13 protein-coding genes are annotated in these 18,423 nt (G+C 39.4%); 2 read left to right on the forward strand and 11 right to left on the reverse strand.

Annotation, left to right across the window (positions count from 1 at the left end):
* Positions 1 to 162: 162 nt before the first annotated feature.
* The 6 genes from galU to rppH all read right to left on the reverse strand — a co-directional run bounded on the left by galU (position 163) and on the right by rppH (position 6,457).
* On the reverse strand, positions 163 to 1,041 hold the full coding sequence (gene galU / locus QL998_RS14880; RefSeq protein WP_024604695.1) for a UTP--glucose-1-phosphate uridylyltransferase GalU: 879 nt from the start codon (positions 1,039 to 1,041) through the stop codon (positions 163 to 165).
* 23 nt (positions 1,042 to 1,064) lie between these two features.
* Positions 1,065 to 1,916 carry a thymidylate synthase gene (locus QL998_RS14885; RefSeq protein ID WP_024604696.1) on the reverse strand — a complete coding sequence of 284 codons (852 nt, stop codon included), beginning with the start codon at positions 1,914 to 1,916 and terminating at the stop codon, positions 1,065 to 1,067.
* Positions 1,917 to 1,926: 10 nt separating this feature from the next.
* Positions 1,927 to 2,730, reverse strand: coding sequence for a prolipoprotein diacylglyceryl transferase (lgt, locus tag QL998_RS14890; RefSeq protein ID WP_024604697.1), 804 nt, complete (start codon positions 2,728 to 2,730; stop codon positions 1,927 to 1,929).
* A gap of 13 nt (positions 2,731 to 2,743) precedes the next feature.
* Positions 2,744 to 3,553 (reverse strand): sulfite exporter TauE/SafE family protein, encoded by an 810-nt coding sequence (locus QL998_RS14895; RefSeq protein ID WP_024589991.1) that lies wholly within the window; start codon positions 3,551 to 3,553, stop codon positions 2,744 to 2,746.
* Positions 3,554 to 3,643: 90 nt separating this feature from the next.
* Positions 3,644 to 5,908: a phosphoenolpyruvate--protein phosphotransferase gene (ptsP, locus tag QL998_RS14900; protein ID WP_182197703.1), complete on the reverse strand. Its 2,265-nt coding sequence runs from the start codon at positions 5,906 to 5,908 to the stop codon at positions 3,644 to 3,646.
* Positions 5,909 to 5,938: 30 nt separating this feature from the next.
* The gene (gene rppH, locus QL998_RS14905) at positions 5,939 to 6,457 is read right to left on the reverse strand and encodes an RNA pyrophosphohydrolase (protein ID WP_002958704.1); all 519 of its coding nucleotides are present in this window, start codon (positions 6,455 to 6,457) and stop codon (positions 5,939 to 5,941) included.
* Positions 6,458 to 6,987: 530 nt separating this feature from the next.
* Between rppH and mutH the strand changes: the two genes are divergently transcribed.
* The gene (mutH, locus tag QL998_RS14910) at positions 6,988 to 7,659 is read left to right on the forward strand and encodes a DNA mismatch repair endonuclease MutH (protein WP_002958705.1); all 672 of its coding nucleotides are present in this window, start codon (positions 6,988 to 6,990) and stop codon (positions 7,657 to 7,659) included.
* A gap of 193 nt (positions 7,660 to 7,852) precedes the next feature.
* Here mutH and eno read toward each other — a convergent pair whose 3' ends face one another.
* The 5 genes from eno to rlmD all read right to left on the reverse strand — a co-directional run bounded on the left by eno (position 7,853) and on the right by rlmD (position 15,514).
* The gene (gene eno, locus QL998_RS14915) at positions 7,853 to 9,151 is read right to left on the reverse strand and encodes a phosphopyruvate hydratase (protein ID WP_002958706.1); all 1,299 of its coding nucleotides are present in this window, start codon (positions 9,149 to 9,151) and stop codon (positions 7,853 to 7,855) included.
* Between the two features lie 275 nt (positions 9,152 to 9,426).
* Positions 9,427 to 11,061 (reverse strand): CTP synthase, encoded by a 1,635-nt coding sequence (locus tag QL998_RS14920; RefSeq protein WP_182197701.1) that lies wholly within the window; start codon positions 11,059 to 11,061, stop codon positions 9,427 to 9,429.
* 162 nt (positions 11,062 to 11,223) lie between these two features.
* Entirely contained in the window at positions 11,224 to 12,021 is a 798-nt protein-coding gene (gene mazG / locus QL998_RS14925; RefSeq protein ID WP_024604700.1) for a nucleoside triphosphate pyrophosphohydrolase, read from the reverse strand.
* Between the two features lie 2 nt (positions 12,022 to 12,023).
* Positions 12,024 to 14,180 (reverse strand): GTP diphosphokinase, encoded by a 2,157-nt coding sequence (relA, locus tag QL998_RS14930; protein ID WP_138488670.1) that lies wholly within the window; start codon positions 14,178 to 14,180, stop codon positions 12,024 to 12,026.
* Positions 14,181 to 14,188: 8 nt separating this feature from the next.
* On the reverse strand, positions 14,189 to 15,514 hold the full coding sequence (gene rlmD, locus QL998_RS14935) for a 23S rRNA (uracil(1939)-C(5))-methyltransferase RlmD (protein ID WP_182197699.1): 1,326 nt from the start codon (positions 15,512 to 15,514) through the stop codon (positions 14,189 to 14,191).
* Positions 15,515 to 15,623: 109 nt separating this feature from the next.
* Between rlmD and barA the strand changes: the two genes are divergently transcribed.
* Positions 15,624 to 18,398, forward strand: a complete 2,775-nt coding sequence (gene barA, locus QL998_RS14940) for a two-component sensor histidine kinase BarA (protein WP_182197697.1) — start codon at positions 15,624 to 15,626, stop codon at positions 18,396 to 18,398.
* Positions 18,399 to 18,423: the final 25 nt, after the last annotated feature.

Raw genomic sequence — 18,423 nt, forward strand, 5'->3', positions numbered from 1 at the left:
CCAATGAGTATGTTCGTTAATCATAATGTGCCCTCAAACAAGATTTGAAGATCTGATCATGACATTGAGATTTAGTTCAAAAAAATCCCCGCTAATTTCTTAGCAGGGATTTGTGTATAAGAGACAGCCGATATAGGCGCCTTTTATGATTTACATTAACTGTTAAATCAGTTTTTTAATAAATGACTTTAATTCATCAGCAAATTCATCGCGACGAAGTGCAAATTCAATAGTCGCTTTTAAATAACCAATTTTACTTCCACAATCGTGGCTACGGCCTTTTATAGCGTATGCATCTACTTTTTCGTGTTCCATTAACATCGCAATTGCGTCAGTTAATTGAATTTCATTGCCTGCTCCTTGCGGAGTTTTTGCAAGTAACGGCCATATGTTTTCGCTTAATACGTATCGACCCACTACAGCTAAGTTAGATGGCGCTTCGTCTACTGGCGGTTTTTCTACCATGTTAAAAATTGGCGAGCTTTCACCTTGTTTTAAGTCAACATCGCCTAAATCAACCACACCAAACTTATCTACTTCATCCAGTGGTACTGGCTCAACCATTATTTGGCTATGCTTGTTTTGCTCAAAATTAGCGATCATTTCTGCTAAGTTATCTTTTTTAAGATCGCTCTCTACATCATCAATAATTACATCAGGTAGAATAACTACAAACGGTTCGTTACCAATAATAGGCGCAGCACAACTAATAGCATGGCCTAAGCCTTTTGCTTCACCTTGGCGTACGTGAATAATGGTTACGTCTTTAGGGCAGATTGCTTGCACTTCGGCAAGTAGTTGCCGCTTTACACGCTTTTCTAAAGTAGCTTCTAGTTCAAAGCTCGTATCGAAGTGATTTTCGATTGAATTTTTACTTGAGTGCGTTACTAACACTATTTCTTTAATGCCTGCAGCAACGGCTTCGTTTACTACATATTGAATTAAAGGACGGTCTACCACTGGCAGCATTTCTTTAGGAATTGCTTTAGTGGCTGGTAACATACGAGTACCAAGGCCTGCTACTGGGATGACTGCTTTCATTTTATGTTTTCCTTAATCTTTTATTATACTGAAAATGGATATTGAATCGCTTCGTGGCATTGATAGCCTGTTACTTCAAAGTCGTCTCGTGTTACCCACGTTTCTATGTCTTCTAATGATTTAATTTTTGGATTAATTTTTAACTGAGGTGATGCAAATGGCTCACGCGTTAACTGCACATCACGCATCAGCTCAAGTTGGTTTTCGTAAATATGTGCATTAGCAATTTTATGATACGCCTTACCCGCTTTGTGGCCGGTAATTTGAGCCACTAACGCAAGCAACACAAAACACTGGATTTGATTGAAATTAAGGCCGAGCGGTACATCACAGCTTCGCTGGTATGACGTTAAATATAGCGTATCACCAAGAAGCGAAAAAGTATGTGTATGCATACACGGGCGCAGGCAACCAAGCTCAAACTCACCTGGATTATAAAACGTGATTATTTCACCACGGTCATCAATGCCATTTTTTAAGTTATTAATAACTTTGGAAAGCTGATCGAGTGTTGAGCCATCTGGTCGTTGCCAACCACGGCCTTGCACGCCATAAACGCGACCCATATCATCCTCACCTTTACGGTTAGGGTTATTGAGCCATGCATTGTTATCGTTTGCGTTAGCATTCCATGTTTTACAGCCAATTTCACGAAACTGCTCAGCGCTGTCGTAACCGCGTAAATATCCTAGTAACTCAGCAATCGCTGCTTTGTAGTAACTTTTGCGAGTCGTGATCATCGGAAACTTATTATTAGCCACATCGTATTCTAAATCGGCATTAATAACGGTTAAACAACGCGTACCTGTACGTTTGTTTTCGACCCACTGACCTTCGTCAACAATACGCTGACATAATTTTAAATATTGTTTCATGTTGTTTTTATTATGCCTTAGCTGTTTTAACGTGTTGTGGTTGCTTATATGCCCAAATTAATAAACCTAAGCCGCCTACAATCATAGGAAATGAAAGTATTTGTCCCATTGAAATAAAGTCGGCAAATAAACCTAATTGTGCATCGGGTTGGCGGAAATATTCAATACAAAATCTAAACACGCCATAGCCTAGTAAGAACACACCAGCTACGCTGCCTGCTGGACGTGGTTTTTTAATAAACCATTGCAGGATTAAAAACAGCACTAAGCCTTCAAAAAATGCTTCGTATAATTGCGATGGGTGACGCGCAAGCGGACCGCCCGTTGGAAATACCATTGCCCATGGCACGTCGGTAACACGCCCCCATAATTCACCGTTTATAAAGTTACCAATACGTCCAGCTAAAAGCCCTACAGGAACCAGTGGTGCAACAAAGTCGCCCACTTGAAGAAGCGACTTTTTACGCGTCCACGAAAAAATTGCGACGGCAGTTATAACGCCAAGTGTTCCACCATGAAACGACATACCGCCCTGGTCTATTCTAAATAAATACAGTGGGTTTTCTATAAAGTAACTAAACTGGTAAAACAATACGTAGCCAATACGCCCGCCTAGTATTACCCCTAACATGCCGTAAAACAGTAAATCGCTTACTTGCTCTTTAGTCCAACCCGAATTTGGCTTTGATGCTTGACGATTTGCAAACCACATCGCAAATGCAAAACCTATTAAATACATCAAGCCATACCAACGTACGCTTAGCGGTCCAACAGAAAAAATAATTGGATCAATTTGAGGAAACTCAAGTGCCATAAAAAATAAACCTTTAGCTAAAAACCATTTTAATTGCGATAACTACAAGCAGCACCGCGAAAACTTTCTTAATTGTATTAACAGGTAAATAGTGAGTTGCTTTGGCGCCAATAGGCGCAACAAACCACGAGGTAATAACAATTCCAAATAATGCAGGTAAATAAACAAACCCAGCAAAACCATGCTCTAAATCGGTAACATGCCAGCCTGCGCTGATGTAACCAATAGAGCCAAATAATGCTATAACAATTCCGCACGCGGCTGCGCAGCCAATTGCTTTTTTTATATCAACCGAAAAATAATTAAGCATAGGTACTATTAAAGCACCACCACCAATACCAATTAAACCTGATAATCCGCCCATTATTGCAGAAACGCCCCCTAAAATAGGACCTGCCGGCAACGGTTTTTCTGACATCGGTTTATTACGCGCGGAGAGCACCATTCTTGCTGCAATAAATACAACACTTATAGCAAACACTGTACGTAATATTTGTTCAGGGATTAAACTTGCTGCAAAGCCACTAATAAGTGCGCCTAAAGCCACACCCGACATAACCCACGGGGCAATTGCCCAAGGCACGTTATCATTTTTATGATGAGCCAGCGCTGAAGACGTTGAAGTAAATAAAATAGAAGCGAGTGAGGTTGCAATAGCAATTACTAATACATGATCAGCTGACGTTACATTAAATGAGAGTAGCAGAGTGCTTAGAACTGGAACGATAATTAAACCGCCACCAATGCCTAGTAACCCAGCTAAAAACCCAACAATACAGCCTAGTAGTGCGCAGCTTGCGACTAACAAACCTAAGTCATACATAGTAATCTCAAATACCCTTTTAAGGTTTATATATTAAAGGATTATAAAACTAATAGCATCTGTGTATTGCAATTAATTAGGCGTATAAGCTTATTTAGGAGTGTAAAACAAATCACCTAATTTATGCTCTAGCATAAAGCTTCGCGTTAAACGTAGTACTTGTTTGGCTGTAGATTGCGCTAAGCATTCACTTAATAGTTGTTCCATGTCACTGACATTTAAACGTCTAAGTACCCATTTAACTTTATTAAGCGATGATAAATTCATACTAAGGCGCCTGTAACCCATGGCAATAAGCAAAATAGCCCCTTCAGGATCGCCGCCTAGTTCACCACACAAACTAAATGGCAGTTCATATTGCTCACATTCGCGCGCTACTTTATTTAGTACCCTGAGTACGCCCGGGTGATAAGGGTTAAAAAGTTCGGCAACTCGTGCATTAGCCCTGTCTACTGCTAATAAATACTGCGTTAAATCGTTACTACCTACTGAGCAAAAATCGACTTTTTTTGACCACTCTGGAAGCATAAATACACTTGAAGGTACCTCTAGCATTATCCCTATGTCGGGTCTTTCTATGGTTTGCTCTGGGTATTTTTCACTTAATTCAAAATAAGCCTGTTCAAATAACGCAAGTGACTCATCAACTTCTTCAGTGCCACTGATCATAGGGAGCATTATTTTTAAATTACCTAAACCAATATTTGCTTTAAGCATCGCTTTTAGTTGATCTAAAAATAACTCGGGATGATCAAGGCTAATACGAATACCACGCCAACCTAAAAATGGGTTTTCTTCGGTAATATTAAAGTAATCAAGTACCTTATCGCCCCCAATATCCAATGTACGCATAACCACAGGATTAGGATGATAGCTAGTTAGTACTTCTCGGTACCAGTTTTCTTGCTCTGATTGCGAAGGAAACTGACCCTTTTGCATAAACCACGCTTCGGTCCGATAAAGCCCCACACCGTCACAAATATGTGCGCTACTTTGCTCGGTATTAAGCTCAAGGCCTGCGTTTAATAATAAGCTAACGTGTTCACCGTCAAGCGTAATTGATTCTGAGTCTTGCTCTGCTAAAAAGCGGTTATTAAGTAGGTTATCTTGATGCTGTAACTCTGTGTATTCATCCATCAGCATTTGTGAAGGCGATATATATAAACGCCCAGCAAATGCATCTAAAATCATCGGTTTGCCATTAAACTGTAGTAGAGGTAAATCTTCTATACCCCAAATGGCAGGGAGCCCCATCGCACGCGTTAATATAGAAGCATGGCTATTTGCAGAGCCATTTACGCTTACAACGCCTGTTAAGTGACCTTTTGGCACTTCAGCAAGCATGGCGGGTGTTAAGGTATTAGCAATTAAAATAGTGTTGGGCGGATAATTTTTAACAGCGTGCTCGGTATTTACAAGATGGTGTAATACGCGAAGACCAATGTCTTTAACATCAACAGCACGCTCTTTTATATAAGGGTCTTGCATGGCATTAAATTGAGATATTAAACGCTCTATTACAATTTTTAGGGCGCTTTTAGCACACCAGCCTTCTTGTAATTGCATTTCAACATTATGCCCTAAACTTTTAGCGTCAAGCAGTTGTTGATACACATCAAATACCGCAAGAGCTTCGTGCGGAATAGAATCGCTTAGCGTCATAGATAGGGTATTAAATTCTTTGCGCGTTGCAGCTACAGCTTGTGTAAACAAACGGCGCTGCTCAGTGACGTCACTGTCTTTTAAAAGCTCAATAGATTTAAAATCAAGTTTTGGTAATACAACAAATGCTTGTCCTATACCTATCCCTGGCGCGCTCGATACACCTTTTAAAACAGACGTTTGATGAGATGACTCATCTTGGCGTAATATTTCTTTAATTTCAGCATGCGCTAACTGTGACGCAAGTTGGGCAGAAAGCGTTATTAAAAACGACTCTTCGTCTTGGCTAAATACACGTGCCATTTTTTGTTGAACAACAATAACACCCAGTACTTTTTTTTGATGAACAACGGGTACAGATAAAAAAGCGTTGTAGCCTTCTTCGTTTACTTCGGGGGAAAGCTTAAAACGAGGATGCGATTTAGCAAATGCAATATTAATAGGTTCTTCGCGTTGCGCTACTAGGCCCACTAAGCCTTCGGTAAACCCAATTCTAAACTTACCCACCGCATCAGGATTTAACCCTTCGGTAGCCATAAGTACAAAATTGTCTTGGCTGTAATCTGCAAAATAAATGGAGCAGCACTGGGTTTTCATGGCATCTTTAACCATTTGCACAAAGCACACTAATGCGCTGTCTAAATTCGCTTGTCGCGATACAGACTCCGCAATAGATCTCAGTGTAGCCAGCATACCCTGCTCCTTTATTGTATCGAGAAATTACTACCTTTTACTTCGCCAATGATCTTTATGTTGTTCTCTCTTATTAAAAGGCATGGCGAAAGGAGCAAACTCTTTCATTACTCGTCGATAGACATCCCGTTTAAACGATACAACCTGTCTTACAGGATACCAATAGCTTACCCAGCGCCAATCATCAAACTCTGGATGATGGGTTTTAAGTAAATTTACATCTTCGTCTTTACAGCGTAATTTTAGTAAAAACCATTTTTGTTTTTGCCCAATACACACCGGACTAGAGTCTCGGCGGATTAATCGTTTGGGTAATTTATAGCGTAACCAATGTTTTGAGCTTGCGACTATTTCTACATCTTCTGGTCGCAACCCTACTTCTTCGTGTAATTCACGGTACATGGTTTGTTCTGCAGTTTCGCCATCATCAACACCACCTTGGGGAAATTGCCAAGAGTGTTGACCATAACGTCTGGCCCAGAAAACCTGTCCCTGATTATTGCAAATCACAATTCCGACATTGGCACGAAAACCTTCGGCATCAATCACCTTAGTGCCTCATTTGTAAGTCGATTTTTAATGATTGTTCCACATTAGCCGCAATACGGCAAATACTATTATACCCAAGCCAATTAGTGAGCTAAGTTTGAGCTTTTAGTATGTTGATAAATTAATAAAGAATAGGTAAATATTTAGAAAATAACTCATCAAAGCTATTGCGGTTCTTGTTTTCCTCTAGTTACTCACAGTTTGTGCATAACTTTTGTAAAACGCGCTCATTTTGCAAACAAATCCACAATATTAGATCTTAAAACTTAGCTTCTCCACAGATTCTGTGGATAAACATGTTCATATAGTTGTATTTATCCTTACAACTTTTAAATGGCTTAATCAAAACTGAACGTGCACATTTAAAAAAACCTGCAGAGTCAGTAACTTAAAGTAAAGTAGCTTAATTTCAATATGTGCAAAATTAACACAAACAACATGTGAGCAAAAAACGTACAACCCTAAAGATATCCACGGCTTAGCCTATTTGCTATCATGGCTATGGTATTTATACAACCGAAATTAAGAATATGCGACCTACAAAACCACACTCAATAAACGACTTAATGCAACGCGTTAACAGTATTGCCGGATTAACACTTGGGCAACTTGCAAACCAGTACCATTTTAAAACACCTGATGATTTACTACGTGAAAAAGGCTGGACTGGGCAACTCATTGAATACGTACTAGGCGCTACTGCAGGCTCAAAACCCCTCCCCGATTTTGAAGATTTAGGAATTGAGCTAAAAACACTGCCTATTTCTTATAAAGGTAGGCCACTGGAAACTACGTTTGTATCGGTTACACCTTTAATGAACGTGACAGGAATGACGTGGCATACCAGCTCTGTGCGTAAAAAACTAAATCATGTTTTATGGCTGCCAATTTTAAGCGAACGTGATATTGCGCCGTTTGACAGAACCATCGGCAGCGGCTTTTTGTGGCAGCCTTCACCTGAACAAGACGCTTTGCTACAACGCGACTGGGAAGAGCAAATGGAGCTAATTGCGCTAGGTAGAGTCGACGAAATATCAGGCCATTTAGGCGATGCTATGCAAATACGCCCTAAAGCTGCTCATAGTAAAATAGTCACTGATGCTATTGGCCCAAATGGGCAAATAATTAAAACCCTACCCCGTGGTTTTTATTTAAAAACCAGTTTTACAGGTGATATTTTAAAGCAGCAGTTTCAGCTATGAGTGCGTAAGAAGTTAAAGCATGAATAAAGCGTTATACTTTTGTGTTCCACTCTTTAGTGCTGCGGACATCAACAAGCTTGAAGCCTACAATTTATTTTCATCTCTTTGGAAAAAGTATCAAGCATAAAAAATCCCCGCATAGGCGAGGATTTTATCATCTAAAGTTAAAAGTTAGATTCTATATAAAATAGAATTACTGACCTTTAACTTCTTTAAGACCGTTGTACGGTGCTTTATCACCTAATTGCTCTTCAATACGTAGCAATTGGTTGTACTTTGCAACACGGTCAGAACGGCTCAATGAACCTGTTTTGATTTGACCTGCAGCCGTACCCACTGCTAAATCAGCAATTGTTGAATCTTCAGTTTCACCAGAACGGTGAGAAATAACAACAGTAAAACCAGCATCTTTAGCCATTTTGATTGCAGCTAAAGTTTCAGTTAAAGAACCGATTTGGTTAAACTTAATTAAGATTGAGTTAGCAATACCGTTGTCGATACCACGTTTTAAAATCTTAGTGTTTGTTACAAATAAATCATCACCTACTAATTGGATTTTATCACCCATTAGTTTAGTTTGATGTGCAAAGCCATCCCAATCTGACTCATCAAGACCATCTTCGATAGAAACGATTGGGTACTGATTAGTAAGATCTTGTAAGAAGAAGTTAAATTCTTCAGAAGTGAATTTTTTACCTTCACCTTTAAGATCGTAGATGTTTGCTTCTTTGTCATAAAACTCAGATGCAGCACAATCCATCGCTAAAGTAATATCTTTACCTAGCTCGTAACCTGCGTTTGCAACAGCTACTTTGATTGCAGCAAGAGCCGCTTCGTTAGATGCAAGGTTAGGTGCAAAACCACCTTCATCGCCAACCGCTGTTGAGTGACCATCAGCTTTAAGTACTTTAGCAAGGCTGTGGAATACTTCAGCGCCCATACGTAGGCCTTCGCGGAAGTTTTTAGCGCCAACAGGTTGGATCATAAATTCTTGAATATCTACAGAGTTATCTGCGTGCTCACCACCATTGATGATGTTCATCATTGGAAGTGGCATAGAGTAAACACCTGGTGTGCCATTTAAGTCAGCAATATGTTCATAAAGCTCAACTTTTTTAGACTGTGCAGCTGCTTTCGCAGTTGCTAGTGATACCGCTAAGATTGCGTTTGCACCTAATTTTTCTTTATTTTCGGTACCGTCTAAATCTAGCATCACTTTATCAACAGCGTTTTGATCTAATGCATTTTGACCAGCTAAAGCATCAGCAATTTCTTTATTAATATAACCAACTGCTTTTAATACGCCTTTACCTAAGTAACGTGATTTATCACCGTCGCGTAACTCTAATGCTTCACGAGTACCAGTAGATGCGCCTGAAGGTGCTGCTGCACGACCCCAAGAACCATCTGCTAAATGTACGTCTGCTTCAACAGTTGGGTTACCACGCGAGTCCATAATTTCGCGACCGATTACTTTTACGATTTCTGACATCTTGATTCCTCTATATTCCCAAAATGGTGAGTTCAGCTAACTTTACTACGTTTTATATAGTTTATACCAATTGCATTTAATTAGTGAGCTATTATAGCGCTAAGAAAATAGCTCAATAACAAGGCTGAAATTATGACATATAGTTGTTCTATATGAGTAATTTTTAACGCAGTGAGTGAGTTATTTAATGCGATACAATGCTCATGTTTTTAATAAAATTGGTATCAGTCAGCCCTTAAAACAAAAAAGCCGTGCAATATGCACGGCTTTTAAAATTACGAATTCGCTTTTTGGTGGATGTGTGCAGCTGCTACAAACCCTTCAAATAACGGATGACCATCACGTGGCGTTGACGTGAATTCCGGATGGAACTGCGCGGCAATAAACCATGGGTGATCTTTATTTTCGATAATTTCTACCAGTTTTTTATCTTCTGATAAACCAGTAAAGCTTAAGCCTGCTTTTTCAAGTATTTCTACGAAGTTATTATTTACTTCGTAGCGATGACGATGACGTTCAACAATTTCGTCGCTGCCATATACTCCATGTACTTTAGAACCAGGCATTAAATGACATTTTTGTGCGCCTAAACGCATAGTGCCACCTAAATCAGATTTTTCGCTACGTGTTTCAACATTACCTTCAGCATCTAGCCATTCAGTAATTAAGCCAACTACCGGTGCTTCTGAATTTGCATTAAATTCTGTAGAGTTTGCATCCGTTAAACCTGCAACATTACGTGCATATTCAATTAATGCTACTTGCATGCCTAAACAAATACCTAGATATGGTACTTTATTTTCACGTGCGTATTTAGCCGCTAAGATTTTACCCTCAACACCACGACCGCCAAATCCACCTGGTACTAAAATAGCATCTAAGTGTGAAAGTAATTCAACACCTTTGCTTTCTAAGTCTTGTGAATCTACATATTCAATATTAATTGTTAAACGGTTTTTAAGGCCCGCATGCTTTAATGCTTCGTTAACCGATTTGTACGCATCTGGTAATTCAATATACTTACCAACCATACCAATGGTCACTTCACCCGTTGGGTTAGACTCTTGATAAAGTACTTGTTCCCACTCAGCTAAATCAGCTTCAGGTGGATCTAAGTGAAAACGACGACATACGAAGTTATCTAATTCTTGTGTTTTTAATAACGCAGGAATTTTATAAATGCTGTCTACGTCAGGTAGTGAAATAACCGCTTTTTCTTCTACGTTTGTGAATAATGAGATTTTTGCACGCTCATTATTAGGTAGTTTACGGTCTGAACGACAAATAAGAATATCTGGTTGAATACCTACTGAGCGTAACTCTTTAACAGAGTGCTGTGTTGGTTTCGTTTTAACTTCACCGGCAGGGCCTAAAAATGGCACTAGCGTTAAGTGAATAAATAGCGCGCGTTCGCGGCCAATTTCAGTTCCCATCTGACGAATTGCTTCAATAAACGGTTGTGATTCTATATCACCTACAGTGCCGCCAATTTCTACAATAGCAATATCATAACCTTCAGCACCGTCGTATACACGTTGCTTAATATCGTTAGTGATATGTGGAATAACCTGAATAGTAGCACCTAGGTATTCACCACGGCGCTCACGACGTAATACGTCTTCATATACACGGCCTTGTGTGAAGTTATTACGACTAGTCATTTTGGTACGAATAAAACGCTCGTAGTGACCTAAATCAAGGTCAGTTTCTGCGCCGTCTTCTGTAACGTAAACTTCACCGTGTTGAATTGGGCTCATTGTGCCTGGGTCAACGTTGATGTAAGGATCCAGCTTTAAAATGGTAACATTTAAACCACGGGCTTCTAAAATAGCGGCCAGTGAAGCTGCGGCAATACCTTTACCCAACGAAGAAACAACTCCGCCAGTAACGAAGATAAATTTTGTACTCATGCGAACCCTAGAATATCAGGAATTAAAAGGAATATAACACCCAAAGAAGAGCCTAAGGGTATATCATCAAGACGGGGCGAAATTGTACCAAAACACTGCTTATCAATCCAGCTAAAATTAGCTAATACGCGCACAAAAAATGTGCACTATTTAACATTAAGCCTATTTTACTTTTTTAATCGCATCCCACGCACTATCCATCTCTTCAAAGGTTGCTGTATCTAAGCTTTTACCTTGCGCATGCAAATAAGCGTTTACCTTTTCAAAACGCGCTGAAAACTTATCATTAGCGCTACGAAGCAGTTGTTCGGGATCTCGTTTAACATGGCGTACAACATTAACAGTGGCAAAAAGTAAGTCGCCGAGTTCTTCCGCTGTATGATCAGATAGCGGGTCTTGCTCAATCGCTTCTTTTACTTCAAGCACTTCTTCACTCACTTTATCTAGTGCACCATGATACGTTGGCCAATCAAAGCCAAGGGAAGCCACGCGTTGTTGAATTTTTTTGGCTTTGCTTAAGCTTGGCATATTGCCAGGGATATCTTGCCAAAAAGAAGGGGATTCGGTTTGCGCTCTAGCACTTCGCTCCTGTGCTTTGATTGCTTGCCACTGCTGCGATAATTGATCGTCTGTTAGCTCTTTTTTTTCACCAAACACATGCGGGTGACGACGGGTAAGCTTATCGTTTAATTGCTCTACTAGATCATTAAAATCAAATAGATTTTGCTCTTGTGCAAGTTGCGCATAAAAAACTATTTGAAATAGCAAATCACCCAATTCACCTTTAAGCTCATCTAAGTTGCCTGATTCAATACAGTCGGCAACTTTGTACGCTTCTTCTAGCGTATGCGGCACAATAGATTTAAAATCTTGCTTGAGATCCCACGGACAACCGCCCTTGGGATCTCGCAGTGTTTTCATTATGCTAAGAAGTTGTGTAAGCGCTGTATTATCATTCATGATTAATGACCACGCTTGGCATCATGTACACCTTCAATTTGGTGTAATTTAGAAAGAACACGGTTAGTACCCGATAAGTCATGTACTTCTATTTGCATTGTAAATATAGCTAACTGATTATCTTCAACCGTATTTACGTTCATGTTTAAAACATTTACTTTTTCGTTAGCAAGTACTGAGCTTATATCGCGTATCAACCCTGAACGATCGGTGGCTTCTATTTTAATACTTAGTGCGTACGAGCCGTTAATATCATCTGACCAACTTACCGAAATAACACGCTCAGGATGCTGGTTTTTTAAGTTATTAAACGAATCACAGTCTTCCTTATGAACACCTATTCCTCGACCTTGGGTTATATAACCTATTATTTCATCGCCAGGTACTGGGCGACAGCACTTGGCTACATGGCTCATTAAGCTGCCAACACCATCAACCACAATGCCGTTTTTATCACCAGTTACTTTACTTGGTGCTTTAATGCGAATAACCGGCTCATCTTCTGTCCGATCACTTACAAAGTTAAGCATTTGATTGAGGCGAACATCGCCCGCACCAATCGCGACCATTAAGTCATCCAGCTCTTTAAAGTTAAAACGCTTAATGGCTGGCTCTAAATCTTTATATGTTAAATTGAGCTTTTGTAATTCACTGTCGAGAATTTCTTTCCCCGCACTTAAGTTTTTGTCGCGGTCGAGCTGTTTAAACCAGTGGTGGATTTTAGCTCTAGCACGGGATGATTTAATGTATCCTAATGACGGGTTTAACCAATCACGACTTGGATTTGGTTGTTTTTGGGTCAGTATTTCTACCTGATCTCCTGTTGTAAGTTGATGCGTAAACGGCACTATTTTGCCGAATATTTTTGCACCAATACAACGATGCCCCACATTTGAGTGGATGTAGTAAGCAAAATCAAGCGGTGTAGCACCAAGTGGTAAATCGATAATATCGCCGCTTGGGGTAAATATGTATACGCGATCTTCTACTACTTGGTTTTTAAGCTCTTCTGCTAAATCGCCACCATCAACCACTTCTTCTTGCCATTGGAGTAGCTTACGCAACCAGCTGATTTTTTGCTCATAACCCGAACCGCGCCCTGGTAATGCACCTTCTTTGTACATCCAGTGTGCAGCCACCCCTAACTCAGCATCTTGATGCATGTCGCTGGTACGAATTTGTATCTCTACCGTTTTACCTTCAGGTCCAAATACCACGGTATGAATTGACTGATAGCCGTTTTGTTTTGGGGTTGCTACATAGTCGTCAAACTCTTTATTAAGATGACGCCAATTGGTGTGCACAATGCCCAGCGCACCGTAGCAGTCTTGCAATCGTTCAACGACGATACGCATTGCCCGAATATCAAAAAGCTGATCAAACTCGTAGTTTTTTTGCTGCATTTTTTTATAAATGCTGTAAATGTGCTTAGGGCGACCATAAACTTGGGCTTCTATGCCCGCTTCACTTAAACGGCTTTTTACTTGCTCAACCATATCTTCCATGTAGGCTTCGCGTGTAAGGCGTTTGTCGTCAAGTTGTTTGGCTATGCTTTTATAGGTGCCTGGGTGCAAATATCTAAACGATAAATCTTCTAGTTCCCATTTTAATTGCCCTATTCCTAATCTGTTTGCCAATGGTGCAAAAATATCAGCCGTTTCTTTAGCGGCAATGACGCGGTCTTCTTCATCCGCATTTTTTACATTGCGTAAATGACATACCTGCTCTGCAAGCTTAATGACCACGGCGCGCACATCTTCAACCATGGTTAATAACATTTTTCGAATATTATCAACTTGCATAGTACCTTTACCTTGATGCGATAAAGTACTAATAGTGGCCATCTGTGCAACCCCAGTTAGCAGCATGGCAATGTTATTCCCAAGCTGCTCTTCGATGGTTTCAAGCGATATTAAGTCGTTTAAAAAATACGGGGTTAAATACGCAGTAGCTAACGATTCGGGGTCGAGATTTAGCTCAGCTAAAATTTCAACCATTTCGATTGCAGTAGTTTGCCTACTTTCACTATCACATTTTACGCAGAGCGCTTGGGCTTTAGTAAGTAGCTCTGTTTTTTCTTCAGACAAGGCAAGAAATGAAAGCCGAGTGCTAAAATCTGTTGTCTCATCTTGTTGATGTGATTGTCGTGTAGCTACCATAATGCGTTCTACCTCCGTTGAAATAACGCCATAGTTTCAATATGCCCTGTATGAGGAAACATATTCATTAGCCCAATTTTATTAAGATCAAAGCCAGCTTGTGAAATAATTGCGCTGTCACGGGCTAAAGTAACAGGGTCACAAGAGACATATAAAATAGTTTTAAACTGCTTTAAAGGTAATTGCTCTAATACAGCCATAGCACCAGTCCTGGAAGGATCGAGTACAAGCACATCTAAGTTTTTGCTAAACCATGGGGCGCTCTGTATGCTTTGGGTTAAATCAAAGCAATGAAACTGCGCATTGGTAATAGAGTTAGTTTGCGCATTTTGAGCAGCCATTGCAACCGCTGAAGTCACACCTTCTACACCAATTACAGATTTTGCTTGTTTTGCTAACACTAATGAGAAATTACCAATACCACAAAATAAATCCAATAAATTTTCATCACCTTTTAAATCAAGCCAATTTGCAGCTTGCTTTAACATAGCTTCGTTAACTTGTGCATTTACCTGAATAAAATTACCTAAACCAAATTCAAATTTTAGATCAAATTCTTTAAGATAATAAAATGGCATGGCTAAGTGTGAATGTTCTATTGCATCGCTCTCGCTTTGCCATACAATTTCAAATTGCTGGCTTTTTGTTATGTGCTCAACCAAAGCCTTTGTATCATCATTAATTGCTTTAGTGTGACGAATAACAACAAAGTTTTGTTTATCACTTTGGCATAACTGTAAATGGCTTATACTGTGCAGTGCTTTGTGTTGATTAATTAAATCATCAAAAAGTGTAAAAACATCTGTAAATACTTCATCAAGTACTGCACATTTATTAATACTCACAATATTTTTTGAGCCACTTGCTCTGTAACCCACGCGCATTTTTTTAGCTGCTTTATCAAACATAACAGCTATACGAGCGCTGCGTCTGTAATGCACAGGTTTACTTAATAATGGGGCTTGCCAGTTTAAGCTGTTTAATTTAGCAAACTTACTAAATAACTGAGTAACTGCAGTTTTTTTTTCTACAACTTGTTGGCTTTCTTCTAAATGCTGTAATTGGCAACCACCACACTGATTATAGTGCTCACAAAAAGCATCTACTCTTGATTCACTCGCTTTAATAACTTTAATTACTTTTGCACTGCTATATTTAGCTTTATCTTCGACGAGTGTTGCTTTGACTGTTTCGTTTGGTAATGCACCGCTTACAAAACATACTTTATTGTTATGTTTAGCAATGCCACGCCCTTGATGATCCATTCCCGTTATAGTTAATTCTAGTGTTTGTTGCTTTAACGGTTTTTTTTTCGCTTTAAAAATTTGCGCCATTAGGCATTACCTTAACTTTATTTATGAAGCACCTATATTTAGATGCTTTAGAATGCGTGTTGAACCGTATATACTCAAGTCATACTAATAACGATAAAACGCTCTCATTATGACCAAATTAGGCTTACGCGATTCTGTTTTAACACTGACCCTGATCCCAACGGTGATCATAGGATTACTACTTGGTGGCTATTTTACAATAAATCGTTACATTGAGCTTGATGAAATTTTATATCAGCAAGGCACTACTATTTCTGAGCCCCTTGCTATTGCGCTTGAGCAACCCATGCTCGAAAAAAACAAACAGCTATTGAATCGCCTTATAAGCTACACACATAACAAGCACTCCCCTACAATTAAGTCGATTGCAATTTTTGATAAAAATAATGCGCTATTAATGACCAGTAATTATCACCGCTCATTTGAAAAGTTAATTAGTCAAAAAACGCTCATAAATTTAAAAACCACCCATGTGCAAAAGTCAGATGAGCTTGTTACATTTTTCACCCCCATTATTAACCATACAAGTCACGATTCTAAATGGGACCCGTCGGCTTTTCAGTCATCTCTGGGCACCGTTATTATACAGCTAAACAAAGACCAAGCTGTTATAGGGCAACAACGAGCTTTATTAATTAGCGGTATTGTGATTATTTTATCATTGGTGTTTGCAGCTATTTTAGCTTTAAGGTTAAGCCGCATGTTTATGACGCCGCTTAATAAGTTAGTACTTGCAACCGACAAGTTAGTTGAAGGTAAAAGAAGTACTGGCCTTAACGACAACATGATTGGTGAGTTTGAGTTACTTCGAGAAGGCTTAAACACCATTGCTCACACTATGGTGATGCAAAAAGATGAAATGCAAAAAAATATTGATCAAGCAACAAGCGACTACCGCGAAACACTAGAGCAATACGAAACGTCAAATATAGAGCTCTCGTTTGCTAAAAAAGAAGCGCAAGATGCTAACCGTGTAAAATCAGACTTTTTAGCTAAAATGAGTCACGAGCTTCGTACTCCGTTAAACGGTGTTATTGGGTTTACACGCCAGCTTTATAAAACACCGCTGAATAAACATCAAAAAGATTACCTCGACACCATTATGCTCTCAGCAAATAGTTTAATGACTATTATTAGCGACATTCTAGACTTCTCCAAACTAGAAGCCGGTGCAATGGAGCTTGAGTCGATTCAGTTTCAACTTCGTGATGCTGTAAATGAAGTAATGACACTACTCGCTCCTAGCGCACACGATAAGCAATTAGAGCTATCCATTTACATTAACCAACAAGTACCGGATGACTTAACAGGCGATCCCACTCGCTTTAAACAAGTCTTAATAAACCTATTAAGTAATGCGATTAAATTTACCGAAAAAGGCTCTATTAAGGTCGACATAAGCCATCGGTTACTCGACGACGAACGCACTTCTTTACTTGTCTCAGTAACTGATACTGGCGTGGGTATACCTATGGATAAGCAAGACTCTTTATTCACTCCATTTGGACAAGCAGACTCAAGCATTACACGTAAGTTTGGTGGTACAGGCCTTGGTCTTATTATTACCAAGCATATTGTTGAAGCAATGAGTGGCCGTATAACGTTAAATTCTGCGCCTGGTAACGGTACCTGCTTTACATTCAATAGTGTGTTTAGTTTGCCAAATCACGTATTTACAAATGACTTACCGACTAAATCGCTCATTGGTAAGCGTATCTTATATTTAGAGCCACATGAGCATACGCACCATGCCGTACTTTCGTTATTAACCCAGTGGGAATCAAACGTAACTGCATGCTTTAACGAAACTAGCTTTTTAGACGCTATAAAAAATACTGCACATAAATATGACGTTTGCTTAATTGGCCATATGGCATCAGTTGATGATATGCAGCAACTAAAAAGCTATGTAAAAGCCGTGCGTGAATCTACTGATTACTTATACTTAATGCTTAATACAGTATCGCACAATATGCGAGAAGCCTTTATAGGCAGCGGAGCTGATGCATGTTTAAGTAAACCACTTAATCACCGTAAGTTATGTGAAGTACTTGCAGCACCTTACAGACTTGACCACCCTACTCATAATATTGAACAAAACGATCAAGCTCTACTGCCGTTAAAAGTATTGGTTGTTGATGATAACGATGCCAATTTAAAACTTCTCCATACTTTATTAAGTGAACAGATTGAAGTAATAGAAACGGCTCATAATGGTTCACAAGCATACAGCTTAAGTAAAAGTCATAAATACGACATAATTTTTATGGATATACAAATGCCAATTATGGACGGTATAACCGCATGTAAGCTTATACAAGAATCATCACTTAATGAAGACACACCCATTATCGCTGTAACGGCACACGCCCTTCAAAGCGAAAAAGAGCAACTGTTAAAAGATGGCTTTAAAGGCTATTTAACTAAACCTATTGATGAAGATATGCTTAAACAAATTATTAGCGACCATAGTCCACAGACTCCTGTTAATCGTGACAAAGCTAAAACAGATACACCACAAAGTCCTGCACCATTTCAAAGTAGTCGAATTAATTGGGCACAAGCCCTGCAGCGTGCTGGCGGAAAGAGCGAGTTAGCGCTAGAGATGCTTAACATGCTACTTTTAAGTGTCCCTGAGACCCTTACATTACTTGCTAAAGCAATAGAGAGTAACGATTGCCAGCAAGTGTTAAGTATTGTCCATAAGTTTCATGGTGCATGTTGTTACACTGGTGTACCTAAACTTAAATCACTCGCAGAAACAATCGAAACATCGCTTAAAAATAAATGCTTGTTAGAGAATATTGAGCCTGAATTATTTGAGTTACAGGACGAGCTTGAAAACCTACTTGCAGATGCAAGTGTGACCGAACTGCAAAGATAAGCTTTGAATTTTAGATACAAAAAAA

Source organism: Pseudoalteromonas sp. APC 3691, assembly GCF_030408135.1.
Classification (GTDB): Bacteria; Pseudomonadota; Gammaproteobacteria; order Enterobacterales; family Alteromonadaceae; genus Pseudoalteromonas.